This is a genomic window from Lysinibacillus sp. ACHW1.5 (assembly GCF_022014815.1).
Classification (GTDB): domain Bacteria; phylum Bacillota; class Bacilli; order Bacillales_A; family Planococcaceae; genus Lysinibacillus; species Lysinibacillus capsici.
The window spans coordinates 3458341-3484699 of sequence record NZ_CP091777.1; the positions used below are offsets into that span (position 1 = coordinate 3458341).

Here is a 26359-nt window from a genome sequence, read left to right on the forward strand (position 1 = left end):
TGCTAATTCATTGTTTTTTTTCAAGGACAATTGCTTTAATTTCTTTATAATATATGCACAGTAAAATTCCTACTAAGATTAATAAAGAGCCATATAATTGAACACTTGTAGGGAATTGTTTTAAAAATACCGCACTCAATAGCATAGCTATAGCTGGCTCAAAGTTTAACAACAGCGACGCATTTGTTGAGCCGACCTCCTTCATTTTTTGATTCCACATTAAATTGCTTACTCCGTGAATAATAATCGCTGATAAAATGAGCAAAAACCAGTAGGGCATTGCAACTTGCCAATTCGTCTGTGGCAAAATAGTAAATGAAAACGGTACGAGCACTAGTAAACCTATTAAATTTGTATAGAACGTAATCGACTGGGCTGACATTTTCTGACTAAGATGATTGACAATAATGAGAAACAAAGCAAAGCTTAGCATTGTAATTAAGCTCAACACTTCACCCACACCGATTGAAATGGTGATAAGTGCCCCTTTTGTAATGATGAGGCCAACACCAACAAATGAAAGTACCGCACCTAGCCAAAATATGCCGTTACGTGATTCATGATAGATCATTTTATTCAGTAGAGATGTAACAATCGGTGCACAGGCTAATATTAAAGCCGCAGTGATAGGAGAAGTGTGCTGGAGACTAGCATAAAAGCTATAGTGATTAATGGAAACGCCCAGTATTCCTGCCAGAATCAATAACAATAGATCCTTTCTTGTAAATGTTGTTCGGCAAATTGCTTTCCAACTAATCCCCCCTAAAAAGAGAACAATGACAATTAACCTAAAAATGGCGACCGTTAAAGGATCCCAATGGTCAATTAAAATAGAGCCAATAATGAAGTTACTGGCCCAAAAAAATACACAGCTAAATAAAATCATATAGATCGTTAGTTGTTTCATATTTTATCGCACCCGCAAATAAAGAGATTTCTACATAAGTAATGGCAAATCTACTTTCCTTTCCTTTATTCACCTTTTCTATTAAAACATAAGTATAGCAAACTAGAAAATTTCTAGTTTGCTATGTTATCTAAATAAGGGGGATTTAGATTTATGCTTAGTTGATAAACTTTCCTTTAGACATAACCACTCGGTTGGATGGTTTACGTGCAATAACTTCCGCGCTTGATACTGCGTCAAAAAATACAAAACTTGCTTCGTCCTTCACATTCGGCCAAACCTTCTGACCATTTGCATCTAATGGCGTGACACCACCTGTAATATATTTTAATGTTCGTCGAATAGAGCGTTCGTCAAGTTTACGAGAAATATCTGCAAAAGTAGTCGCTTTTTCTAAAATATCTCCTGAGCCATTAGGACTCCAAGAATCATAAAAGCCGTCACAACCAAAATGGACATCCACGCCGTGCTCTGTTAGTAATTCAATCGGTGGAATTAATCGTCGCAAATCAAATGGCACCGTTGACATTATTTTTACTTGTTGTTGTGCTAAACGATCTGCAATTTTATGCTGTTCCATGATCGATACATCACCAAGTGAAAACGCATGACTTATTGCCGTTCTACCCTGATATTTGGCATCCTCCACGATATCTATCCATTTATCGATTGTATAATACCCAACATGGCCACCATCATGTAAATGAATATCGACATCAACATTAAATTCCTGTGCAATATCCATCACTTCATAAAGAGAAGGCTCGATTGAGTTATCGATGCCTGCTGGATCTAGGCCACCAATCATCGTCGCTCCATTGCGTAAAGCTTCACGCAATAATTTAGGGACATCATCTCTTAATAGACCATGCTGTGGAAAGGCAATGACGTCGGATGTCACGACATCTTTATAATCGTCCAATGCCGCTAGAACACCTTCTAAATTTTTTAATCCAATGTATGGATCAATATTGACATGTGTACGAATATGATTCGCACCATTCTTAAGGATTTTTTCAATCATTGCAGCCGCACGTTGTTTTCCTGTTGTAGCAAGAACGGATAACTCTTGTGCTTCACGTTCAAGTCGTTCCTTTAAATTCTTTACGGGCACACAAGCCTTCCACGGTAAAGATAAGTATGTTTTATCTAAATGATTATGCATTTCCTTAAAGGCAGGTAATAGCAGCTTCCCTTTCATATCTGTGACTTCGTTTGGAGAATCAATTGCGTCTGTTGCGGGTACAATTTGCGAAATGAAGCCATCTGTAATTTCAAGGTGAAAAAGCTCCACTTTCGTTCCAACTGTATCATTTTCCTTTAGATATTCTCCTGTTTCAAGTAGAACATTTGTAAGCCAGTGCTTCATCTGAATTCTCCTTTCAACTCTCCTACATCCTGTTGGTGAATCATTTTGCCTTGTGAAATGACCGTAGTAATTGGGCATCTTCTTGCTATCACATGAGCAGTGCTCACGCCATCCACTAACAGCATATTCGCTTTATCACCAACTTGTGGCCAAACACGTTCTCCAGCATCATTTAAGGGTGTGATACCACCAGAAGCGTATTTCCAAGCTCGACTTAATGAGTATTCATCAATAAAACGGAATCTCTCCGCCATGACATTTAATTTCATAATCGTATTACCAGTACCATATGGTGACCAATGATCTGTTAAGCTATCATGTCCGACTGATACCTTTACACCATTGTTATAAAGATAAGGGATTGGAATTGTCGAACGGTTCAAATCAATTGGTACAGTTGTTGTTACATCCATTTGTACCTCAGCCATTGCTTGAACTAAATTTTCTAAACGTGACTGTTCTAAATCAGCAAGTGCCATCGCATGGCTAATTGTGACTTGTCCTTCTTTTTTCGCTTGTTTCGTTAACTCTATCAGTTTATAAAATTCAAATTCGCCTAGGGTGTTCGCTGTGTGAATATGAATATCGATCCCTGCATTATAGTCTTGTGCAATACCCATTGTTGCTTGCAATGACTTTTCGATATTGCGATCTACAATGGATGGGTCAACGCCTCCAACAAGCGTTGCTCCCATTGCCATTGCCTCACGGACGAGTCCCTCTACATTGGAGCGTAATAAGCCATGCTGTGGAAAGGCTACAATATCATAGGTGATTTGATCTTGATAGTTTGCTAAAACCTGCTTTGTAATTTCAATATGCTTTGTCCCAATTTGTGGGTCAACATTACAATGTGAACGAATATGTGTGTGTCCTTGGGAAATGAGCCACTTCACCATTTCCTCAGCTCGATAAGCAGCTGTCGGCAATTGTTTAGGTAGTAGTGTTCTTTCCTCTTCAATGCGTGTTAAAATCCCTTTAGTAATGGGTCTTGGTGCCTGCCATTCTCCGCCGAAATACGTTTTATCAATATGAATATGCATCTCTCGGAATGAAGGGACTAATAGTTGCTGTTGTGCATCTATTACTTCTACATCTTTATCAGCCACTATATCCTTATCTACTTGTTGAACATGCCCATCTTCGATTAGAACATCATAAATACCTGTACGAGTAGCAACAATGTGTTCATTTTCGCGCTCATATGCTTCTTCTAATCTCACATTTTTCAGCAATAGTTTACTCATAGTTTCCTCCCAATTGGTATTTTCCGTCTATCCCCAAATTTATTTACTCTACAATTTCAACGCCACTGATCATCGTGTAGTTAGATGCATCTAACCAAAAACCTTTTACAGCATTGCTGTAGACTGCTAAATGCTCATAGTTACGCACTGGAATATAGACAGCTTCGTCTAACTCGATTTGCATTGCTTTTTTGTAGATTTCATTACGTGCCTCTTGGTTTGCTTCAGAACGCCCTTGCTCAATTAGCTTGTCTACTTCTGGATTTGAATAGTAGAAATGGTTTCCTGGAGGTCCCATAGAAGCAGTGTGGAATAGATTGTATTGGTTATAATCAGCATCCCCCGTTGCATTACCCCAGCCACTAATAAAGATTTGGTGCTGTTCTTTCGTAATTTCAGAAATAAATGCACCATACTCCATTACTTGAATATCAACATCTAATCCGATTCCTTTTAATTGAGATTGAATAACCTCCGCCATATTAATACGCTCTTTACGATCACTTGTCAGTAATTTAACTTTTGTTCCCTCTTGAACGCCAGCTTCTTTTAACAATTCTTTTGCCTTCACTACATCATAGTCATACGGTTTCGTTTCACTAGAATATCCAATAATTTTTGGACTCATTGCAGAATTTGCAAGTGTCCCTACATTATCATAAATACCGCTAATAATTGCTTCACGGTCAACAGCATAGCTAATAGCTTGACGTACTTTTACATCCGATAATAATGTATCTTTTACGTTGAATCCGATAAATTCTACTGCTAGTCCTTCTGCACGGAATAAATTCATCGTTGAAGAATTTTCAATTCGATCAATCTCTGTCACAGGTACTTGTTCAGCAATATGTGCTTCTCCACTTTCAATCATTGCTAGACGAGTAGAATCCTCTGGTACAACTTTAAATGTTACTTTATCTACTTTTGGTACAGTTCCCCAATAGTCTTTATTGGAAATTAAAGTAATTTCTTGACCAGATTTCCAAGTTTCAAATACAAATGGGCCTGTCCCTACTGGATGAGTTGCTAATTCGTCCGCTGCTTCAGCTATCGCTTTCGGGCTCATCATACTACCCTCTTGACTTGCTAAAATAGATAGAAGCGGAGCATATGGTTCTTTTAATTTCAACGTTACAACATATTCATCATCTACCACTACTTCACTAATCATAGATAATTTATCACGCTGTGGTGATCCAGTTGCAGGATCTAGAATTCGGTCAAATGTCGCTTTTACAGCCTCTGCATTAAAATCTGCACCATCATGGAATTTAATGCCTTCATTCAATGTAAATGTCCAAGTGATTTCATCTTTTTGCTCCCACTCTTTTGCAAGTAATGGAACAATTTTACGATCTCTATCGAAAGCGACAAGTGTTTCATATACCTTGCCATGAATAATATTTGCTGATGGAATATCTGTAATAAAGTGAGGATCAAGACTTGTCGCATCTGCTGCTCTTAGAACAACTAATTCTCCTCCTACGCTTTTTGATCCCTCTTTGGAACCTTCTGTACTATTATTGCTAGCAGTAGAGCATGCTTGCAGAATAAGTACAGTCATTAGTGCCATGAATAAAAACAACTTCATTTTCTTCATCAACATTTCCTCCTTATGTGATTTGTTCCTTACATTTCGAATTATAAAGAAATAAAATTCACTTGTTTTTTAATATTTTTACGTGTTTTTTAAATTTTCTGACTAATAGACCATAAAATATTTACATTCTTTACGCTTTTCACTAAATTGAAATCAAATCAAATAGAAAAGGAGTTTCGATATGAATAAAGTAACAACTACTATCGATCGTTCTGTTTTAGTGAATGCACGCAAGGCATCTAGAAAAAAGAATCTTGTTTCTTTCCTAAACAAAATCAAAAAAAATAAAGCAGCTGTCGTAGGAGGCATCATCATACTTCTATATATATTGATGTTTCTTATCGGGCCCATTTTAGCCCCTTACGATCCCTACGACGTACAATTAGATCAAAAATTACAAGGACCAAGCGTTGAACATCTAATGGGAACAGATGACAAAGGGCGAGATATTTTAAGTCGAATTTTATATGGATCACGTTTATCAATTGGTGTTGGTATTTCAGCTGTTTTATTCGGTGGTACAATCGGCACTTTCTTAGGTCTTATTGCTGGCTATTATGGCAGATGGGTTGATTCTATTATTAGTCGAATGTTAGATATCATGCTTGCCTTCCCAGGTATTTTGCTAGCTTTAGCGATTGTCAGTGCATTGGGGCCAAGCCTTATCAATGTCACAATTGCTGTTGGGTTTTTCTCTATTCCTATGTTTGCTCGTATTGTACGTGGCTCCACAATGGAAGTTAAAAAATTAGAATATATCGATGCTGTCAAAACACTTGGAGCAAATGATATGACAATTTTAATTAAGCATATTTTCCCAAATATTTTATCTCCCATTATTGTACAAGCATCTATGCGCTTAGCAACTGCTATTCTATCTGCAGCAGGTCTATCATTCTTAGGTTTAGGTGCTCAGCCACCATCGCCTGAATGGGGTGCCATGCTTTCTAATGGACGAGATTTCCTATTTACTGCTCCTTATATGGCGCTATTCCCAGGTATTATGATTTCTATACTTGTATTAGGCTTTAACTTATTTGGCGACGGTTTACGTGATGCACTTGATCCAAGAATGAAAAATTAAAGGAGAGAAGACACATGACATTATTTATCTTAAAACGACTAGCTCAAATTATTCCTGTAACACTTGGTGTAACGCTTGTTGTTTTTCTCATTATGCAGATGATTCCTGGAGACCCAGCGATTATTTTAGCAGGGGAAGGGGCTTCTCAAGAAACAGTTGCAGAATTACGTGAAAATTTAGGGCTCAATAAACCATTAGCAGTTCAATATACAGACTATATTAAAAACCTTCTTCAAGGAGATATGGGTCACTCTTTAAAAAATAATCAACCAGTATTCGAGGAAATTACCTCCCGATTACCAATTACCATCGAGCTAGCCTTTTATAGTATTTTAATCACCATCGTTCTGGGGCTTATTGCGGGTATTATCTCCGCTATCCGTCCTTATTCGTTGATGGATGTAGGATTAATGGTTGTCGCTTTATTAGGGATTTCCCTTCCAAGCTTCTGGTTAGGAATTTTATTAATGTATGTATTCTCTGTACAGTTACACTGGCTTCCTGTAGCAGGCTGGGATAGTGCCAAACATATTATTCTACCAGCTGTCACACTTGGTGCTGGTGGAGCTGCCATCGTCGCTCGTATGACTCGCTCTAGTATGTTAGAGGTTGTAAACCAAGACTATATACGAACAGCGAAAGCAAAAGGCTTAAAGGGATACATCATCATTTTAAAGCACGCATTACGTAATGCCTTGATTCCAGTTATTACAGTAGTAGGCTTACAGTTTGGTAGTTTACTTGGCGGAACAGTTTTAGTTGAATCTGTTTTCGCTGTAAACGGATTAGGACGAATGATTGTAGATGCCATTCGAACACGGGATATACCAGTCGTACAAGGTGGCGTTCTTGTTGCCTCATTAATATTTGTTTTCATAAATCTTTTTGTAGACATAATGTACCGATTCTTTAATAAACGAATGGATTTAAACTAAGGAGGGGAAAAACGGATGAAACAAGAAACCGTGTTGGAAGTCAAAAATTTACAAACCTATTTTTATTCGAGTGAAGGGGTTGCCAAAGCTGTCGATGGGGTATCCTTTACTCTTCAAAAAGGAGAAACACTGGGCATTGTTGGTGAATCTGGTTGTGGGAAATCCATGACTTCCCTGTCATTACTTCGTTTAGTACCATCGCCCCCAGGTAAAATCATCAATGGCGAAATTTTATTAAATAATACAGACATTTTGAAGCTCTCAGATGAAGAGCTACGTAAAATTCGGGGCAATAAAATCTCGATGATTTTCCAAGAGCCTATGACAAGCTTAAATCCTGTATTATCCGTTGGAGAGCAAATTGCTGAATCCATTCGATTGCACCAAGGCTTATCACGTAAAGAAGCATGGCAAAAGGCTGTCGATATGATTCGCCTAGTTGGGATTCCTGCACCCGAAAAAAGAGCGAAGCAGGAACCTTATCAGTTAAGTGGTGGGATGCGACAGCGTATTATGATTGCCATGGCACTAGCGTGTACACCAGATGTGTTAATTGCTGACGAACCAACGACTGCTCTAGATGTAACCATTCAAGCTCAAATTATTGATATTATTCAAAACCTGCAAAAACAACTAGGCATGAGCATTATCTTCATTACCCATGACCTTGGTGTTGTAGCAGAAATCTGCGATAAAATTGCTGTTATGTATGCGGGGCAGGTTGTAGAAGAAGGCACAACAGAAAGTCTTTTTGAAAACCCGCTACACCCTTATACAAATGGATTAATTCAATCATTACCTAAGCTATACGAAGATCAAGAAGAATTATCTACTATTCACGGAACTGTTCCAAGTCCCTATAATTACCCAATTGGCTGCCGTTATGCAGAACGCTGCCCATTTGCTACAGATTTATGTCGTGAACAACAGCCTGAGCTTTTGACTGTTGAGCAAGGAAAAAAGGTAAGGTGCTGGATGTACAGTAATGAATGGCAAGGAGAAACACTTTTGAAGGAGCTGACAGTATGACAACAGCACAACACACACAACCACTATTACAAGTAAATGATTTAAAGCAGCATTTTTTCTTAAAAAAAGAAAAGCTCTTCGGTCCACAGCAGGTTGTAAAAGCTGTGGATGGGGTGTCTTTCGATATCATGCCTGGTGAGACGCTCAGTATTGTTGGAGAATCTGGCTGTGGAAAATCAACAACTGGTCGTTCTATTTTAAGATTAGATGAGCCTACTGCTGGAGAGGTATTGTTATTCGGTAAAAATTTAGTGAATATGAACAAAAAAGAGCTTCGTGCTGCACGCAAGGACATTCAAATTATTTTCCAAGATCCCTATGCATCCCTTAACCCACGAAGAACGATTCGTAAAATGTTAACAGAGGCCATGTCTATTCAAAAAATTGTACCACCTGAGCAACAAGAAGCACGCATGATTGAATTAATGTCCCTTGTTGGGTTACGTCCTGAATACTTAGAGCGTTATCCACATGAATTTTCTGGTGGTCAGCGTCAACGGATTGGTATTGCCAGAGCCCTTGCTGTTAATCCTAAAATTATTATTTGTGATGAGTCTGTTTCTGCCCTAGACGTTTCCATTCAAGCTCAAATACTAAATTTACTAAAACAACTACAAAGAGATTTAGATTTAACCTTTTTATTTATCTCACACGATTTAAGTGTTGTTCGACATATTTCAGACCGTATTATGGTGATGTATCTTGGAAAGGTCGTAGAAATTGCTGATAAGCATTCCCTTTTTACTCAGCCACATCATCCTTATACAAAAGCACTGTTTTCTTCTATACCTGTCATTGATAAGCAGCATCGGAAGGAGCGTATAATTTTAAAAGGTGACTTACCATCACCTCTTAGTCCCCCTACTGGCTGTAGCTTTCACACACGTTGCCCATTCGCAACAGATAAATGTAAAGCAGAAGTACCAGCACTACGAGCGATCACTGCAACACATAAGGTAGCTTGCCATTTCGCAGAAAATTTAGTTTAATGTATCTTACACTTATAAAATAAACGGAGAGGTCATTATGTTACAACCAGAAACCTTCAACATATATATTCTCCTATGTGTAATTGCTCCAATTATTGGAGCTTTTCTGCTTACTTTTATATTTATTTTCGAAAAGCAAATCGATAGCCTTGAGGAGGAAAAAAGAAATTTAGAGCTTGAGCAGGATTTACAAAGAGCAAATATTCTCCAGTTGAATCAGCAAATACAGCCACATTTCTTTTTTAATGCATTAAATTCATTATTAAGCCTAGCTCGCATCAATCGGAAGGAAGATTTGGTTGCGGGCATTGAGGCTTTGGCAACATTTTTTAAATTTAAATACAATAATCATGAGGTTTTAATTGCGTTAAAGAACGAGGTACAATTTGTCGATAGTTATTTAAATATTCAACAATTACGATTTGGCCATCGTTTGACTGTAAATAAATATGTTGATGATGAAGCACTATCCGTCCAAATACCACCTTTTATTCTGCAGACCATTATTGAAAATGCCTATAAACATAGCTTTGAAAAGCATATAGGACCTGCAGAGCTATCCATTACAATCAAAAAAATGGCTAATAGCTTATTAATTGAAATTAAAAATACACAGCCTTTAGAAAAAATAGAAATGACTACTGAACAGGTAGTAGACGAACTGCAGCAAGGTTATGGGCTCGAAAATATTAGAAAACGGCTTGAGCTCATTTATGGGCTCGAAAATATTTTATTCTCGATTCAAAACAATGAACAGCATTACACTGTTACCATCCATGTTCCCGCTTAGGCTTTCTATCAACTGGAAGGAGAAAGGAGAAACTCACCATGAATATTTTAATCGCAGATGATGAGCCATTAGAGCTTGAGCAAATGATTTATTTATTAAAGCCACATTTTCCAAATTGGACCTTCCATACTGCCCAAGATGCCTCACAAGCTCTGCAATTAGCTAAGAAGCACCGTATGACTATCGCCTTTTTGGATATTCAAATGCCTGGGAAAGATGGAATCACGTTGAGCAAGGAATTAAAAGCGCTTTATGAGGTAGACATCATCATGGTAACAGCTTATCAAACCTTTGAATATGCCCAACAAGCATTGCGTATCGGGGTAAAGGATTATCTTACAAAACCAGTCATTGCAAGTGAATTAGATGCTATTGTGGAGAAATATAAGGTGTGGAGTTCTAACCATGATGCGATTCAAAGCGCACTTTCCTATATTCATGAAAACTATTATGAAAAACTGAGTCTCAATATTATTGCTGAAAAAATTCATTTAAATCCGAGCTATTTAAGTCGTAAATTTTTGGAGGAGCAGTCTATTGGCATTAATGAATACATTAATAATTATCGCCTAGAAATGGCTGTAAAGAAAATCAATGAAAATCTAGACACAAGTATGTCTGCAATTGCTGAGAGCTGTGGTTTTAATAGTCAGCACTATTTTAGCGTTGCGTTTAAGAAAAAATATAATCAATCACCAAGACAATATAAATCCTCTAAAATGAGTAAAGGTCTTTACTAGTATGCTAAGGAAGTTTTCATTGCTTGTTCCATTTGCAAGTTTAAGCACAGCAGCAGGAGTCATTATTCTTTTAGCGAGATGGATTAATGGTAATTTATTATTGTCCTCTCCTTCAGCCCTTATTTCTTTTGGTTTTATGGCGGGCATTTGTTATACATTAGCAACAGCTATTTCATTTATCATACTTGGTTCATTGCTGAAGAAGAGCGATTACACACAAAATCAGCATACACAAAGCTTTTTGCTATTTACCATACAGCGTAAATTGTCTGGAATGAATTTAAAGGTTATACGTCTATTTTACCTGCTAACAGGTATTGAACTTTGGCTTATTCAATTAATAAGCATTAGTGTATTGTCTGAAATTATGTTAAATATTCCAGTCCCTATTACACTTTTTTTCTTTTTAATCGGCATCTTACTTCTTGACCGCATCATGTCAGTGAAAAGTATACTATGGTTGGAAATTTTATTTATTATTGCTCTTTTTTCATTACTTATTTTTATCCCTATTTATTACTTTGTACTAAATGGGGCAAGCACCGTATATGAGGGTATTCGCTTATATCACCCTTATTTATTTTATTTTAAAAATAGCGAAATTCTGCTGTTCTATGTCATTATTCAACTAGCCGTTTTAGGACAAGTATTTTTTGATAAATCAACATGGTATTTAATTGCCTTTATAAAACCTAAAAAAGTACGTAGCAGTCTGTTTTCCTCAGGTGTAATTTTAGCGTTATTAACGCTATCATTTACGGCAATTTTAATGATTGCCCTATACAGCGGATCATTTGGCCAATTCCAAGTACTGATTTTTACGTTTTTATATGAAGTACAACCAGGCTTTCTGACATTTGCTTTTCTCGTCATTGTCCTATTAGCCATTGTCACAACTTTGCTTGTAGACATGCGGGCAACGAAACGTTTTTTTGTGACGAAAAGACCCTATTATTTCTATTTGATTGGCCTGATGATTATATTATTCACCTGTTTCTTATCTATCGATTTAACGATTTTAGGTGTTATTTATTCTTTTGCCTTTCTGCACATTACCATGCTACCGTTTTTGTTAATCCTTTTATTTACGAATCGCCATATTCATAAGCATAGCTGGCTTGTCATCCTACTATCCATCATCATTGGAATTGGTGTTGGTTTAAGCTTTAATACGCTTTACGGATTAGCTACCAGCTTTATGATCTCAAGTATTTATCAATTAATGCTTCAGACTGAAACAATTGAAAAAAATACCTGAACTCGATATTATTCGGGTTCAGGTTTATAAGTTATTTAACTGATATAAAATAAGAATAGGATTAGTACTAGCAAGCCAACAATGGCCGAACTAATGGAAAGATAATGTCTTTTTTCCTCTCGACCATAGTAATAGTCAATGAAAATAGAGCTGAAAAGGCTGACAACTAAATATCCTCCAATAATAACAGTAAATAAAATCCACCCTTTAATTATGATCACCATGAGCATCATGGTATTCAAAATTTTAATAGCCCAAACAGCACGTCTATGATGACTATTGACATACTCCTTTGGTATAGTAAATTTTTTCCTCATTAGTTTATCGACAAGCATTTGGATAGCTATGAGCAAAACTAGCATAACGATTAAACCTGACATTCCAAATTTAGCATCTTTTTTGAGAGCAAGATCTAAATAAGCCTTGGCCAACTCTTTATTATCTACTTTATAAAATGAATTGCTGTCATAATCAACAATTCCGATATCCTCCTCGTTTATGAACATTTTCAGCTTCATAACCTGACCTTTTTCAAACTCTACCCAGACATCACGTTGTAATCTAAAAAAAATACGCTCATTCATTTGTGTCACTGTAGCTTGCTGTAATAGTTGTTGTAATAACTCTTTTTCTGAACTTTGCTCCATTACTCGTTGTCCAATGACCCACCCAGGTCTACCAGCCTTAAAGATCTCCTCATCTGAATTGTAAATCATTGTATATTTTTTTATAGATTGCTGCTGTGCTAATTGAACAATTGAAGCATGCTGCGTTTGCTCTATCTGCCCCAATGGACCGATTTCTATTATCAATAGAAACATGAAAATCGTGCCTATGATGATCAATGGGTAAGACCAGCGTCTTGTTTTTTTTGTTTGCCGCACTTGCCGTAAAATATCCTCCTGTAAGGATTTCGTAAATCGTGGTGCTTCGCCAAGTTCTTGATCCAATTTCTCTTTAAAAGTTGTCATTCATTAACACCTCCCACTTACTATTCGCTAATTTTTCCTGTAACATTTTCCTTGCTCGATGCAATCTGGTTTTAACTGTATTTTCTGCACATGTAAGAATATCTGCAATTTCTCTAATCTTTAATTCCTGATAATAATAAAGGATGACGACTTCTCTATAAGTAATAGGTAATTCAAATAAAGCATTTGTTAATGTTGTCCGTTCATCCTGTGCTAATAGCATCGTTTCAGGTGTTCGTTTACTTGCACCAATATGCAATTTTTCCAACAGTTGATGGCGTTTATTTTTCCAGCTTCGCAAATAATCATGACTTTTATGTACAGTTATTTTAACTAAATAGGTCTTTAGAGATGCTCTTTGTTCGAAGCGATCCTGCTGCCGATAATAAGAAAAAAAGACATCCTGGACTATTTCTTCTGCCATCGCCCAATCCTTTACATAAAGATAAGCCACTCGTAAGCAATATTCTCCGTGTTCTTCCATAATGGCCACCAAATGCTCACTCATCTAAACACCTCCTCTAAACATTCACCCTATAGTCGTAATCGGAACTTAGTTGGTTTCAAAAAAATCGAAAAAGTTTCGTTAACATGAAGGTCATAAAAAGAAAAAATCCTCACACAATAAGAGGGTATTTTTATGAATAGTAACTCCTAAAGAAATAGCCTACATTTTTAGAATGAATTTGTTTGTATGCCATGTTGCATACTTTTTTTCTATTATCTATTGAATAACTAGCAAAAAAACTGTTATAGTGAGATTGTTTGTCTGACGTCTGACTAATTAAGATCTTTAGCTGTTCTTCTGAAATTGGAACATCAGGACAAAATATCACAGATACTTATGGAGGAACTTATGAGATACTTAATATCCTTTTGTGGATTGTTACTTGTTTTTGCCTTAGCTTTATTAATGAGTAAAAACAAAAAAGAAATAAAATATAAATATATAGTGATTATGTTGATCATCCAATTTTTATTGGCAGCTTTACTACTTAATACAACGGTCGGCTATGTCCTAATCAAAGGAATCACCAAAGTGTTTGATCACTTATTGTCCTATGCAAATGCAGGTATATCATTTGTTTTTGGTGGCTTAGCAAATGAAGGAGAATCACCCTTCTTTTTAGCTGTTTTATTACCAATCGTCTTTATATCTGTTCTGATTGGGATCTTGCAGCATTTCAAAATTCTTCCTTTTCTAATGAGATGGGTAGGTTTATTTTTAAGTAAAGTAAGTGGTATGGGGAAATTGGAATCCTATAATGCTGTTGCCTCTGCTATGGTAGGCCAATCCGAAGTGTTCATAACTGTTAAAAAGCAATTAGATAAGATTGCACCACAACGTATGTATACATTATGCGCTTCTGCTATGTCGACTGTTTCGATGTCAGTAGTTGGAGCTTATATGACGATGATTGAGCCAAAGTATGTTGTTACGGCCATTGTATTAAACCTGTTTGGTGGATTTATTATTGTTTCCATCATTAATCCATATACTGTGGATGAAAAAGAAGATATCTTAACAATTGAAGATGAACAGAAGCAAGCGTTCTTTCAAATGATTGGCGAATATATTATGGATGGCTTTAAAGTAGCCATCATTGTTGGGGCAATGCTTATTGGTTTCGTAGCATTAATGGATTTAATCAATTCATTATTCGATATGATTATCGGTATATCTTTCCAAGAAATATTAGGCTTTATCTTTGCGCCAATCGCTTTCCTAATGGGTATCCCATGGGCAGATGCTGTGGCAGCTGGCGGTATTATGGCAACCAAATTAGTAACAAACGAATTTGTTGCTATGATTAACCTTGGCGATGTTGCCGAGTCCATGAGTGAACGTACATTAGGTATTATTTCTGTATTCCTCGTATCTTTTGCCAACTTTTCATCAATCGGGATTATTTCGGGAGCTGTAAAAGGTTTGAATGAAAGGCAAGGGAATGTCGTTGCTCGATTTGGACTAAAGTTGTTGTACGGTGCTACACTCGTAAGTATCCTAACAGCTATTATTGTGGGATTGATTATTTAATTGTATCAGGAGCTATTTATTGAACTGCACTCAGTTAGATGGGTGCAGTCCTTATTTTATTGCTTAAGCTCTAAATTAAAAAATGTACATTACTAAAATTGAATTTAGTAATGTACATTTTTATTTTATATCTCTTTATTTTACGACAATATTGACAAGTTTGCCTGGAATAACGATGATTTTCACTAAGCTCTTTCCTGCCATGTATTCTTGAACCTTTTCATCGGCAAGTGCTACTTTTTCAATATCCTCTTTTGAAGCATCTTTTGCTACGACGATCTTAGCACGAACTTTACCAGCAACTTGTACAGCAATTTCTACTTCATCATCCACAAGCTTTGCTTCATCATATGTTGGCCATTGCTCATATGAAAGAGTTGAATCGTGTCCTAATAGTTGCCATAGTTCTTCTGCAATATGTGGAGCGATTGGAGCTAGCATTTTCACAAAGCCTTCAGCATAAGTCGTTGGAATCACATCAGCTTTATAGCAATCATTAATAAAGACCATCATTTGTGAAATAGCTGTGTTAAAGCGGATGCCTTCATAATCCTCTGTCACTTTTTTCACTGTTTGGTGGTATGATTTTTCAAGTGATTGCTCGTTAGACACTTGAATTTTTGCTGAAATTGCGCCATCTGCTTCACTGACAAATAGACGCCAGATACGGTCTAAGAAGCGACGTGCTCCATCTAAACCATTTGTAGACCATGCAACAGAAGCCTCTAGTGGGCCCATGAACATTTCATATAAACGTAATGTATCGGCACCATGTGACGTAATAATTTCATCTGGGTTGACAACATTGCCCTTAGATTTAGACATTTTCTCGTTACCTTCACCTAGAATCATTCCCTGGTTAAATAATTTTTGGAATGGCTCTTTTGTATGGACAACGCCTAAATCATAGAGAACTTTATGCCAGAAGCGAGCGTATAGTAAATGTAATACAGCATGCTCCGCACCACCAATATAAATATCAACAGGTAACCAACGTTTTAGTAACTCTGGGTCTGCAATCGCCTCTGTATTTGTAGGGTCGATATAGCGTAGGAAGTACCAGCTCGAACCTGCCCACTGCGGCATTGTATTTGTTTCACGACGTCCTTTTTTACCTGTCTCTGGATCGACAACATTTACCCATTCTTCAATATTTGCTAATGGTGATTCACCAGTACCTGATGGACGGATATTATCTGTTTTTGGTAGCATTAGAGGTAATTCTGATTCTGGAACTGGCGTTATCGTGCCATCTTCCCAATGAATCATTGGAATTGGTTCACCCCAATAACGCTGACGGGAGAATAACCAGTCACGTAGACGGTAAGAAATTTTCTTCTCTCCCACACCCTTTTCCGCTAACCATTCAATGGCTTTCGCAATGCCATCTGCTTTATTTAAACCATTAAGGAATTCAGAGTTAATATGTTGACCATCACCTGTAAATGCTTCTTTACTGATGTCTCCACCTTCAAGTACAGGAACGATGTCTAGGCCAAATTCAGTCGCGAATTCATAGTCACGCTCATCATGTGCTGGCACCGCCATAATAGCACCTGTACCATAAGACACTAACACATAGTCAGCAATCCAAATCGGCACTTTTTTACCGTTTATCGGATTCACTGCATAAGCACCTGTAAATACACCTGTTTTTTCTTTCGCTAAATCTGTACGCTCTAGGTCAGATTTCATTTTAACTTTCTCTAAATAAGCCTCAACAGCTTGGCGTTGGTCAGCTGTTGTAATTTGTTCCACTAATTTATGCTCTGGTGCAAGCACACAGTATGTAGCACCAAACAATGTATCAGGACGTGTTGTGAAAACTGTGAAGTTTTGATCAGAACCGTCAATGGCAAATGTCACTTCTGCCCCTTCTGAACGGCCAATCCAATTGCGTTGCATATCTTTAATAGATTCAGGCCAATCAACTTCTTCTAGGTCATCGATTAAACGATCAGCATAGGCTGTAATTTTAAGCATCCACTGCTTCATTGGTCTGCGTTCTACTGGATGACCACCACGCTCTGATTTCCCATCAATTACTTCTTCGTTAGCTAATACCGTGCCAAGTGCTGGACACCAGTTAACAGCTACTTCATCTACATAGGCTAAACCTTTCTTATAAAGCTGGATAAAAATCCATTGTGTCCATTTATAATACTCTGGATCAGTTGTGTTAATTTCGCGATCCCAATCATAGCTGAAGCCTAGCTCTTGAATTTGACGTTTAAATGTTGCAATATTTTTAGCTGTAAATTCAGCTGGATCATTCCCTGTATCAAGTGCATATTGTTCTGCTGGTAAACCAAAAGCATCCCAGCCCATTGGATGAAGTACATTATAGCCTTGCATACGTTTAAAGCGCGATAGAATATCAGTTGCCGTATAGCCCTCTGGATGGCCTACATGAAGTCCTGCGCCTGATGGATATGGGAACATATCTAATGCATAAAATTTAGGCTTTGCTGTTTCATTTTCAGTTTTAAATGTTTTGTTATCAGCCCAGTATTGCTGCCACTTTTTTTCAATTTGTTCATGATTAAAACTCATTTTTTTTCCTCCTTCGATTGATCGTGCTGCTCTCCATTATAATTGACAAAATATTTAAAAAATAAAAAAACTCGCCCCTATCTTATAGAAGGGACGAGAGAATTTGTACTCCCGCGGTACCACCCAAATTAGTGATTACACTCGGCTCAAGCTTCCTTAACGCGGAAGAAACGACACACGCTGTTTCACGCGGGCAGACTCAGAAGGCGAGTTCAACTTGCATTCTTACTAGCTTCCACCAACCGCTAGCTCTCTAAAAAGAACCACAAATTTACTATTCCTCATCACAGTCTTTACATGATATTGCATTTATTCTAATGGAAAGTATTGAAAAGCACAAGCCTTTGTTTACAGCTTACCCATTACTGAACAATTAAATCCTTTTCTTCCTTAGACTTTGATAAATCCTTACATTCATGAAAAGCAAAATGCTGACAACCAATGCATTGATTGGCGTTCAAATAATGGAAAGCTTTTGTAATCGCTTCTCCTGTATGCTGAAAAAAATGTTGCGCGCCTATTTTATCGTAAAGACCATTGTGCTGAAGAGCATCCTTTAAATCACCTTGCACACCCGTAACCAAAATAGTACCGCCCTGTGCTTTATAATTTTCTATGATATTACTAAAATATGCTTCTCCAGTAGAATCCATAAAGGGCACTTTCCCCATCCGTAATATCAAAACTCTTGGTTGCTGATGCAGAGTACTTTCAATCGTTTGCTCAAACATTTGTGCAGCACCAAAAAACAACGGCCCTTCAATGGTGTACATACTAATTTGCGGGCAATCATGCTGCTGATGCACTACATGTGGCTGTACCTTTTCACTTTTATTTGAATGATCTGGAAGTACTTTTGTAACAACAAGCTTTTCACTCATGCGTTTCGCAAATAATAGCACAGCCAGCACAAGCCCAACCTCAACTGCTAACGTAAGACTAGTGAATACCGTTAATAAAAAGGTAATCAATAATACCAGTGAGTCGCCTGATTTTAATTTTGCGATATGTGAGAAATGATGTCGTTCACTCATATTCCAAGCTACGACCATCAGTACCGGAGCCATGCTTGCTAACGGAATATGAGATGCATATGGAGCTAATAACAATAATGTGATTAAAACAAACACACCATGAATGATACCCGACATAGGGGATACTGCTCCTGTTTTGATATTGGTCGCTGTGCGTGCAATAGCACCTGTTGCTGGAATACCACCGAATAAAGGCGTCACAATATTAGCAATTCCCTGACCAATTAACTCACGATTACTGTTATGCTTACTATTTGTCATCCCATCCGCCACAACTGCCGATAATAAAGACTCAATACCACCTAGCATTGCAATGACAAACGCTGGACCAATAAGTTGTTGTAATCGTTCGAGCGTGATGTTCGGTAAGGCGAAATGAGGTAATGTATTAGGAATTTGCCCATAGGCCGTTGCAATGGTAGCAACTTGTCCTGAAAAGAAGAAGGTTGCTATAAGTGTAGAGACAACGATACCCGCTAATGCTCCAGGAACCTTTGGAAAAAACTTTGGTGTCACCACGATTGTCACCAAGCATACCGCAGCAGTAAGAATACTATACGTATTTGTCGTATCAAGCTGCTTAATAATTTCCTGTATGTTGGCGATAAAATATTCATGCCTTTTAACATTTGTGAGCCCTAGAAAGTTAGCGATTTGACCTGTAAAAATAATCACTGCTATCCCTGCTGTAAAACCAACTGTTACAGGACGTGGAATAAACTTAATTAAAGTCCCTAACTTAAAAAAGCCCATGACACAAAGCAATACCCCTGCCATTAAACCCGCTAGTAATAAATCTTCATAGCCATAGGTAAGAACAATCCCCAATAGAATTGGCACAAACGCCCCCGTAGGCCCACCTATTTGATATTTGGAACCTCCAAAGAGAGAAATAAGAATACCTGCAATGCAAGCTGTATAAATCCCATATTCAGGTTTCACACCCGATGCTATGGCAAAGGACATGGCAAGTGGAATAGCAACGATTCCCACAATAATCCCTGACAATAAATCCTTCTTTACATGTTGAACTGAATATCCTTCAAAGCGTCCTGTAAACAGTGACTTCATAGATAAATCTTCCCTTCGAAATAATAAGCAAAGCTCAATTTGTCATCATCATTGATTTACTTATTCTCTTCGTCACCTTCATTACTCGTCATTTCCTCTAATCTCGAAATGGTATTAACCAAATGGTTATTAAAAATATCCTTTGCCACCCCAAGTAATGCACCAATCATTGGGTCACTTAAAGAATAATAAACTTTTTTCCCTTCCTTCACGCCATAAACAATATTTTTAGCACGCAATACACTTAATTGCTGAGAAACAGCAGAACCCTCTTTCTCCAAGCAATCTTGAATCTCATTGACACTTTTCTGTCCATCTACAAGGAGTTCAAGTATTCGGATGCGTAACGGATGTGCTAATGCTTTGAAAAAATCCGCTTTAAACTGTTGTAAGCCCTCTTCCATAAAAAAACCCCTCCATATAACTACATATTCAAATATTTGAATATGTATGATTGTAATCCTGTCACAACATTTTTTCAATATCTGCTATAAAAAAAGAACAAAAACAAGTACTTAATACTCGTTTTTGCTCTTTTCAGTGCGACATTATTAATCTGCTACTATTTTGTTCTTCTTTAAAGGATAATCGTATGTTAAACATGGAATAATCGCCAATAGTACAATAACTACTAATGTTAAAACAAGAGGAATCATGCCAAATTGATCCACCATAATACCGCCAAATAGTGGACCAATCATCCGTCCTCCAGTGGCAGCACTATTGATAATGCCTTGATAGAACCCTTGTCGACCTTTTGGTGCCAGTTGATTAGCAATCGTTGGTAACGCTGGCGTATAAAACATTTCGCCAAATGTTAAGACAAGCATCGCTGCTCCAAACATTTTAAAATCGTTTGCAAAGGCAATAATACCAAAGGAAAGTGCAATCAGCGTTACACCAAATACTAACTGACGTTTTAAATTGTGTTCCCATCGCTTTACGAGTGGTGCAATGAGCGGTTGCCCAATGACAATTAGAAGACCGTTGATTGTCCAAAGTAAGCTATATTGCTTTAATCCCAATCCTAAATCTTGTGTATAAGATGAAATGGTTGCACTCCATTGAGAATATGCTAGCCAGCATAAAACGGAGGATGCACTAATTATTAACAAAGCATAGAAAGGTGCCTTGTTTACGATTCGCTTACTTTCGCTCAAGACATTTTTAGGTGCAATACTGCCCGCCTCCAAACGCTTAAATGTAAATAAGGCAATGAAAAAGAATAAAATATACATACCTAAATTCACTTTAAACACATAGTCAAATTGATAATCTGCCACTATACCGGCAAGGGCAGGACCTACGGCAACACCGACATTTTGTGCTAAATAGATAGTATTAAAAGCCTTACGTCCACCTTCTGGCCAGGCAGCCCCAGCTAAGGCAAACATACCTGGGAAAACAATACCCCCACTAAAGCCTAGTATCGTTAAAAACCACACATAATGTGGCCAACCGTGCCAAATTGTTAAGCCAATTAATGAAGCAATCGTTAACAGGATACCAAGCATAATAGCTTTATAGCCACCAATTCTATCAAATAAGTAACCACCTAATAGATTACCTAATACTCCAGCAGCAGAATTCAGCATTAAGACAAAACCAGCCATAGCTAAAGATTTGCCTAAATAATCATGCATATAAATGGCATTCAAAGGCCATAAAAAAGAGTTGCCTGTTGTGTTCACAAGCATTCCGATAATTAAAAACCAAACACGTTTTGGCATAGGATGACCTCCATTATTTCGCTTCTCTAAATAGTTAGTGTATGCTGAAATACTTAAAAGTACAAGGAAAATAATTTTACCTTTTTTACAAGACTTCTATCCTATTTTCAATCGTATTTAGTTTTGTTCCTTTCCATTTTACTTTATCCAAATCATGATATTACCCTTACCCCATGACGGAACGAAATGCACATGATAGAATAGAGCGTTAGAGGAGTGAAATAAATGACAGAGACGAATTTTCCTTTTCCTTCAGAGGGGAAAAGATACTATACATGGAATCGCTATTTACGTGACCAATTTGGTCATAAAGTTTTTAAAGTGGCATTAGATGCAGGATTTGATTGCCCTAACCGCGACGGCACAGTTGCTTTCGGTGGCTGTACATTTTGCAGTGCTGCAGGTTCTGGTGATTTTGCTGGTAATAAGGTAGATCCAATTGATGTTCAATTTGCTGAAATCCGAGACAAAATGCACCAGAAATGGAAGGATGGCAAATACATGGCCTATTTCCAAGCCTACACAAATACACATGCCCCTTTGCCAGTTTTAAAAGAAAAATTTGAAGCAGCTTTAGCGCAAGAAGGTGTAGTAGGTCTTTCTATTGCTACTCGTCCTGACTGTTTACCTGATGATGTTGTCGAATATTTAGCAGAGCTAAATGAGCGGACGTATTTATGGATTGAGCTCGGTCTACAAACGGTGCATGAGAAAACGGCTAATCTTATTAATCGTGCCCATGATTATGCAACGTATGTGGAAGGCGTTGAAAAATTGCGTAAGCATGGCATTCGTGTTTGCTCACATATCATTAACGGATTGCCTCTCGAAGACTATGACATGATGATGGAAACGGCACGAGCAGTTGCACAATTAGATGTCCAAGGCATTAAAATCCACTTACTTCATCTATTAAAAGGAACGCCTATGGTGAAGCAATATGAAAAAGGTATGTTAGAATTTTTAGATCAAGATGTGTATACAAAACTAGTAGCAGACCAATTAGAAATTTTACCACCAGAGATGGTCATTCATCGTATTACAGGTGATGGACCGATTGATTTAATGATTGGACCCATGTGGAGTGTTAATAAATGGGAAGTACTGAATGGCATTGATGCTGAGCTTGAACGTCGTGGTAGTTGGCAAGGGAAGTTGTATAAGGCAGAGGTTATGAAATGATACTACAACGCGTTTTACAATATGCCCAGCAGTTATTAAAAGATAATATAAAAGAGGGAGATACAGTTGTGGATGCAACTGCTGGAAACGGCCATGACACATTGTTTCTGGCACAGCTTGTTGGGGATGAAGGGCAAGTTTATGCCTTTGATGTCCAAAAAGAGGCGGTTGACGCGACACTCCTCCGACTTTTAGATCATGGTTTAGAACATCGAGCACTCGTTTTAAATAAAGGGCATGAAGAAGTTACACAGTTTGTTCACAAGCCAGTAACTGCGGCAATCTTCAATCTCGGCTATTTACCTGGTAGCAACCATGATATTATTACAAGACCTAATACAACAATCCAAGCCATTGAGAATATATTAAAGCTCTTAAAAGTGGGCGGTTTGATTGTTCTTGTTATTTATCATGGTCATCCAGGTGGAAAAGAAGAGCGTGATAAGGTCATTGATTATGTAAGCCAACTGCCACAAAAATATGTTCATGTCTTAAAATATGCATTTCTGAATCAACAAAATGATCCACCATTCGTCATTGCATTAGAGAAAATGAAAGAATATCCTATTCAATAATGACATGCTAAAAGGCGATCAGCTAGTTTCTATCAAACTAGCTGATCGCCTTGCTCTTTATCTACTTGTTATTGCGTTTTTCATTATAGTCAACCCAGAAATCTGCACCTTTAATTCCTAGTTTACGAGGATCAAAGACTGGGTCTTTTCCTTCTTTTTTCTGTTTCTCGTAATCTTTTAATGCGATAATAGCTGGTTTCATGATAATTAAAATAGCTATAACGTTAATCCAAACCATCAAACCAAGACCTACATCTCCCATTGCCCATGCTAGACCAGACGTACGGATTGTACCATAAAAGGCTGCAACTAAAATGGCAATTTTCGCAATCCAAATGAATATCTTTTCTGTGCTACCTCTAAATAAATAAGCGACATTTGTCTCTGCAATATAGTAGTAAGCCATGATTGTTGTAAAGGCAAAGAAGAATAACGCAATGGCTACAAATGGAGCACCAAAGCCAGGTAATGATGAGTCAACTGCATATTGTGTATAGGCTGCACCCGCTTCAATACTTTTCGCAAAAGTCATTTGCTCATCACCAGCTAATCCACCACTATTGAATTCTCCAACATGAATAAATGGATCTGCTCCCTCAGCTGCCTTTTCATCTTGTACATTGTACATCCCCGTAAATAAAATCATAAATGCGGTAGCAGAACAAATTAATAATGTATCAATATACACAGATGCTGCTTGAACAATTCCTTGCTTAGCAGGATGTGATACTTCCGCAGCTGCCGCAGGGTGGGCCCCAGTTCCTTGACCAGCTTCATTGGAGTAAATTCCACGTTTAACACCCCAAGCAATCGCTGAACCAATAACCCCGCCAAAAATTTCTTGAGCACCAAATGCACTAGAAAAAATTAATCCGATAACCGTTGGTACTTGTGAAATATTCATAAAAATAATGATAATGGCCATAATGATATAGGCTAATGCCATAAACGGTACAATAATCTGGGCAGCGTTTGCAATTGATTTAATACCACCAATGATAATAGCACCTAGTAACACAACAATTATAAGTCCTGTGATCCATGTATCCAAACCGAAAGCGTTTTCAACAGCACCTGCGATGGCATTCGACTGCACACCAGGCATCAAAATTAACATTGCTATTAAAGCCGCCACAGCAAAAATAACTGCAAACCATTTTTGGCCCATTCCTTTTTCTATGTAAAAGGCCGGTCCACCACGATATTCTGTATCTTTCTCTTCTTTATAGATTTGAGCTAATGTTGACTCTACATACGCGGTAGCCGCACCTATGAAAGCGATTGCCCACATCCAAAAGACAGCACCAGGTCCTCCCATTCCAATCGCTGTCGCAGTACCAGCAATATTACCTGTACCTACACGTCCTGATAATGCGATAGACATTGCTTGGAATGAAGATATTCCCTTTTCTGACTTCTCCCCTTTAAACATTAAAACAAACATATCTTTAATGTGCCTTACTTGTAGGAACCTTGTAATAATTGAGAAAAATAACCCAATTAATAAGATGCCATAAATAAACCATGGTCCCCATAAAATACCATTCAACTTCTCTACAATTACATCCATTTTACCCCTCCAATTTGAATTACCTTACTTTAAGTCATTATAGTATTACACTTTTCTGAAAATTACAATATTATTTTTAAGTAACAATATTTAAGTAAGTAACCTAGTAAATGGAAGGGTATAAACCTATTTAATTATATAACCAATTCTTCGAAGAGCATTATTAATAAAATCTCGTATATACATAAAAATCTCTTCGCGCTCTCCCTCATGAAATAAATTATGATAACAATTTGCCCATTCTTTAAACTGAAATTCCGTGAATTCCTGTTGATGAAGCCAATTTCGAGTTTGGCGAGTGTCCGTAATTTTATCCTTCTCAGCTGTCATAATTAGCATAGGCATATTAGGCATTTCACCTTTAGGCAGCATCACTAAATTTTTCATCATCTGCTGAAGTTCTCGATACCATTTCACAGAAACAACAGACATGAGCGGTACATCATCTTTCATTTCTTCTCTGCCTTCAACACTACGCGTTAATTTCTCTAATGTAATATCATGTGTCAATTTAACATTGGCCGTTAACGCACTTAGACTTGTTAAAGCATTTGTTAATTTACCTGGTAATAGCTTTAGTTGCAACCAAGGTGATGTTAAAATAATGCCTGCACATTCATATTGTCTCTTTTGCAGTGTATGGAGGATTAATGTTGCACCTAGTCCATGCCCTATTACAAAGGTTGGTAAATTATATGAAAAAGCATTTTCAATCAGGTTTCTTGTATACTTATTGTACAATTTGAAGTCTTCATCATGGACTCGAGCAAACCTTGCATTACCCCCATGATTCGGTAAATCTCCCATGACTATGTGGAAGCCTTCTAATCTTAATTTCTCTATCAGCCATGCATACCAACGGTGATTTTCATAAGCACCATGAAGAATAGCAATCACAGCTTTTGCTTGTCCATCAGCTTCCCATTTCCACATTACATAGTCCTCCTAAAAAATGATTACACTTTGATTATATCGAAATAAATAGCACATTTTAATTTTATATTTCCATAAAGTTGCGTATTTGATACGATAATACTACATTATAGAAAGAAAAGAGGCGATTTTCATGATTTATCCATTTAAAGATAAAACGCCAAAGATCGATCCGTCTGTTTTCATTGCTGATTACGCAACTGTTACGGGCGACGTAACAATTGGCGCCGAAACAACTATTTGGTTTAATACGGTTATTCGTGGTGATGTTTCCCCAACGATTATTGGTAAACGTGTCAGTATCCAGGATCTTTGCTGTTTACACCAAAGCCCAAAATATCCGCTCATTATTGAAGATGAGGTAACAGTTGGACACCAAGTCACTTTACATAGTTGTACAATTCGCAAAAATGCCTTAATTGGTATGGGATCCATTATTTTAGACGGAGCTGAGATTGGAGAAGGTGCATTTATTGGAGCTGGAAGCCTAGTACCTCCTGGTAAAGTCATTCCTCCAAATAGTTTAGCATTAGGTCGTCCAGCAAAAGTTGTCCGAGAATTAAATGCTGAAGATAAAGAGGATATGGAACGCATCGTACGAGAATACGCAGAAAAAGGTCAATATTATAAATCACTTCAGAAATAAATAACCTACACAAAAAATCAATACTAACGAAAAAATCCCTCGCGTTTTCGTGTACCGAATATGTTCACGAATCCTAGCGAGGTATTTTTGTAAAAAAAACAAAAG

Annotated in this window: 23 protein-coding genes and 1 other annotated feature; of the genes, 11 read left to right on the forward strand and 12 right to left on the reverse strand. The window is 37.4% G+C overall.

Annotated elements, in window-relative coordinates:
* Positions 1-7 precede the first annotated feature (7 nt).
* The 4 genes from L6W14_RS17250 to L6W14_RS17265 form a co-directional block, all read right to left on the reverse strand.
* Entirely contained in the window at positions 8-907 is a 900-nt protein-coding gene (locus L6W14_RS17250) for a DMT family transporter (RefSeq protein ID WP_131521287.1), read from the reverse strand.
* 157 nt (positions 908-1064) lie between these two features.
* A complete protein-coding gene (locus L6W14_RS17255; RefSeq protein WP_131521286.1) occupies positions 1065-2276 on the reverse strand; it encodes an amidohydrolase in 1212 nt (403 codons plus the stop codon).
* A complete protein-coding gene (locus L6W14_RS17260) occupies positions 2273-3523 on the reverse strand; it encodes an amidohydrolase family protein (protein ID WP_131521285.1) in 1251 nt (416 codons plus the stop codon). Before L6W14_RS17260 ends, L6W14_RS17255 begins: the two co-directional genes overlap by 4 nt.
* Positions 3524-3566: 43 nt before the next feature.
* Complete coding sequence (locus tag L6W14_RS17265) at positions 3567-5126, reverse strand: glutathione ABC transporter substrate-binding protein (protein WP_131521284.1); 1560 nt, start codon at positions 5124-5126, stop codon at positions 3567-3569.
* Between the two features lie 181 nt (positions 5127-5307).
* Between L6W14_RS17265 and L6W14_RS17270 the strand changes: the two genes are divergently transcribed.
* From L6W14_RS17270 to L6W14_RS17300, 7 genes are read left to right on the forward strand one after another with little or no spacing between them, the layout of a single operon-like run.
* The gene (locus tag L6W14_RS17270) at positions 5308-6210 is read left to right on the forward strand and encodes an ABC transporter permease (RefSeq protein WP_131521283.1); all 903 of its coding nucleotides are present in this window, start codon (positions 5308-5310) and stop codon (positions 6208-6210) included.
* Between the two features lie 14 nt (positions 6211-6224).
* Positions 6225-7145: a nickel ABC transporter permease gene (gene nikB / locus L6W14_RS17275; RefSeq protein WP_131521282.1), complete on the forward strand. Its 921-nt coding sequence runs from the start codon at positions 6225-6227 to the stop codon at positions 7143-7145.
* 15 nt (positions 7146-7160) lie between these two features.
* Positions 7161-8174 carry an ABC transporter ATP-binding protein gene (locus L6W14_RS17280; protein WP_131521281.1) on the forward strand — a complete coding sequence of 338 codons (1014 nt, stop codon included), beginning with the start codon at positions 7161-7163 and terminating at the stop codon, positions 8172-8174.
* Positions 8171-9163, forward strand: coding sequence for an ABC transporter ATP-binding protein (locus tag L6W14_RS17285; protein WP_131521280.1), 993 nt, complete (start codon positions 8171-8173; stop codon positions 9161-9163). Before L6W14_RS17280 ends, L6W14_RS17285 begins: the two co-directional genes overlap by 4 nt.
* A gap of 37 nt (positions 9164-9200) precedes the next feature.
* Complete coding sequence (locus tag L6W14_RS17290; protein ID WP_131521279.1) at positions 9201-9953, forward strand: sensor histidine kinase; 753 nt, start codon at positions 9201-9203, stop codon at positions 9951-9953.
* Positions 9954-9991: 38 nt separating this feature from the next.
* The gene (locus L6W14_RS17295; RefSeq protein WP_131521278.1) at positions 9992-10693 is read left to right on the forward strand and encodes a response regulator transcription factor; all 702 of its coding nucleotides are present in this window, start codon (positions 9992-9994) and stop codon (positions 10691-10693) included.
* Between the two features lie 19 nt (positions 10694-10712).
* Positions 10713-11951 (forward strand): permease, encoded by a 1239-nt coding sequence (locus L6W14_RS17300; protein ID WP_227744951.1) that lies wholly within the window; start codon positions 10713-10715, stop codon positions 11949-11951.
* A gap of 35 nt (positions 11952-11986) precedes the next feature.
* Here the strand turns inward: L6W14_RS17300 and L6W14_RS17305 are convergent, their stop codons facing one another.
* Positions 11987-12922, reverse strand: coding sequence for a DUF4181 domain-containing protein (locus L6W14_RS17305; protein ID WP_237898496.1), 936 nt, complete (start codon positions 12920-12922; stop codon positions 11987-11989).
* On the reverse strand, positions 12909-13430 hold the full coding sequence (locus L6W14_RS17310; RefSeq protein ID WP_131521275.1) for a sigma-70 family RNA polymerase sigma factor: 522 nt from the start codon (positions 13428-13430) through the stop codon (positions 12909-12911). The genes L6W14_RS17305 and L6W14_RS17310 overlap by 14 nt, the downstream gene beginning before the upstream one ends.
* A 348-nt stretch (positions 13431-13778) precedes the next feature.
* Between L6W14_RS17310 and L6W14_RS17315 the strand changes: the two genes are divergently transcribed.
* Complete coding sequence (locus L6W14_RS17315; RefSeq protein ID WP_305799917.1) at positions 13779-14960, forward strand: NupC/NupG family nucleoside CNT transporter; 1182 nt, start codon at positions 13779-13781, stop codon at positions 14958-14960.
* A 135-nt stretch (positions 14961-15095) separates the two neighbouring features.
* Here the strand turns inward: L6W14_RS17315 and leuS are convergent, their stop codons facing one another.
* The 4 genes from leuS to L6W14_RS17335 form a co-directional block, all read right to left on the reverse strand.
* Positions 15096-17513, reverse strand: a complete 2418-nt coding sequence (leuS, locus tag L6W14_RS17320; protein ID WP_237898499.1) for a leucine--tRNA ligase — start codon at positions 17511-17513, stop codon at positions 15096-15098.
* Between the two features lie 86 nt (positions 17514-17599).
* Positions 17600-17810 (reverse strand) — a binding site (T-box leader).
* 65 nt (positions 17811-17875) lie between these two features.
* Positions 17876-19618 carry a SulP family inorganic anion transporter gene (locus L6W14_RS17325; protein WP_237898500.1) on the reverse strand — a complete coding sequence of 581 codons (1743 nt, stop codon included), beginning with the start codon at positions 19616-19618 and terminating at the stop codon, positions 17876-17878.
* Positions 19619-19674: 56 nt separating this feature from the next.
* The gene (locus L6W14_RS17330) at positions 19675-20022 is read right to left on the reverse strand and encodes an ArsR/SmtB family transcription factor (protein WP_131521271.1); all 348 of its coding nucleotides are present in this window, start codon (positions 20020-20022) and stop codon (positions 19675-19677) included.
* 147 nt (positions 20023-20169) lie between these two features.
* Positions 20170-21348 (reverse strand): MDR family MFS transporter, encoded by a 1179-nt coding sequence (locus L6W14_RS17335; RefSeq protein ID WP_048391096.1) that lies wholly within the window; start codon positions 21346-21348, stop codon positions 20170-20172.
* 225 nt (positions 21349-21573) lie between these two features.
* Here L6W14_RS17335 and L6W14_RS17340 point away from each other — a divergent pair, with 225 nt between their 5' ends.
* On the forward strand, positions 21574-22530 hold the full coding sequence (locus L6W14_RS17340; protein ID WP_048391094.1) for a tRNA modification radical SAM protein MnmL/YtqA: 957 nt from the start codon (positions 21574-21576) through the stop codon (positions 22528-22530).
* Positions 22527-23105, forward strand: coding sequence for a tRNA 5-(aminomethyl)-2-thiouridylate-methyltransferase MnmM (locus tag L6W14_RS17345; protein WP_131521270.1), 579 nt, complete (start codon positions 22527-22529; stop codon positions 23103-23105). The genes L6W14_RS17340 and L6W14_RS17345 overlap by 4 nt, the downstream gene beginning before the upstream one ends.
* 61 nt (positions 23106-23166) lie before the next feature.
* On the opposite strand, the gene L6W14_RS17350 is transcribed toward L6W14_RS17345, so the two are convergent.
* Positions 23167-24675, reverse strand: a complete 1509-nt coding sequence (locus tag L6W14_RS17350; RefSeq protein ID WP_131521269.1) for an alanine/glycine:cation symporter family protein — start codon at positions 24673-24675, stop codon at positions 23167-23169.
* A 126-nt stretch (positions 24676-24801) separates the two neighbouring features.
* Positions 24802-25608: an alpha/beta hydrolase gene (locus L6W14_RS17355; protein ID WP_054549914.1), complete on the reverse strand. Its 807-nt coding sequence runs from the start codon at positions 25606-25608 to the stop codon at positions 24802-24804.
* 133 nt (positions 25609-25741) lie between these two features.
* Here L6W14_RS17355 and L6W14_RS17360 point away from each other — a divergent pair, with 133 nt between their 5' ends.
* Positions 25742-26254: a gamma carbonic anhydrase gene (locus L6W14_RS17360; RefSeq protein WP_016994472.1), complete on the forward strand. Its 513-nt coding sequence runs from the start codon at positions 25742-25744 to the stop codon at positions 26252-26254.
* The last annotated feature ends 105 nt before the right edge of the window (positions 26255-26359 follow it).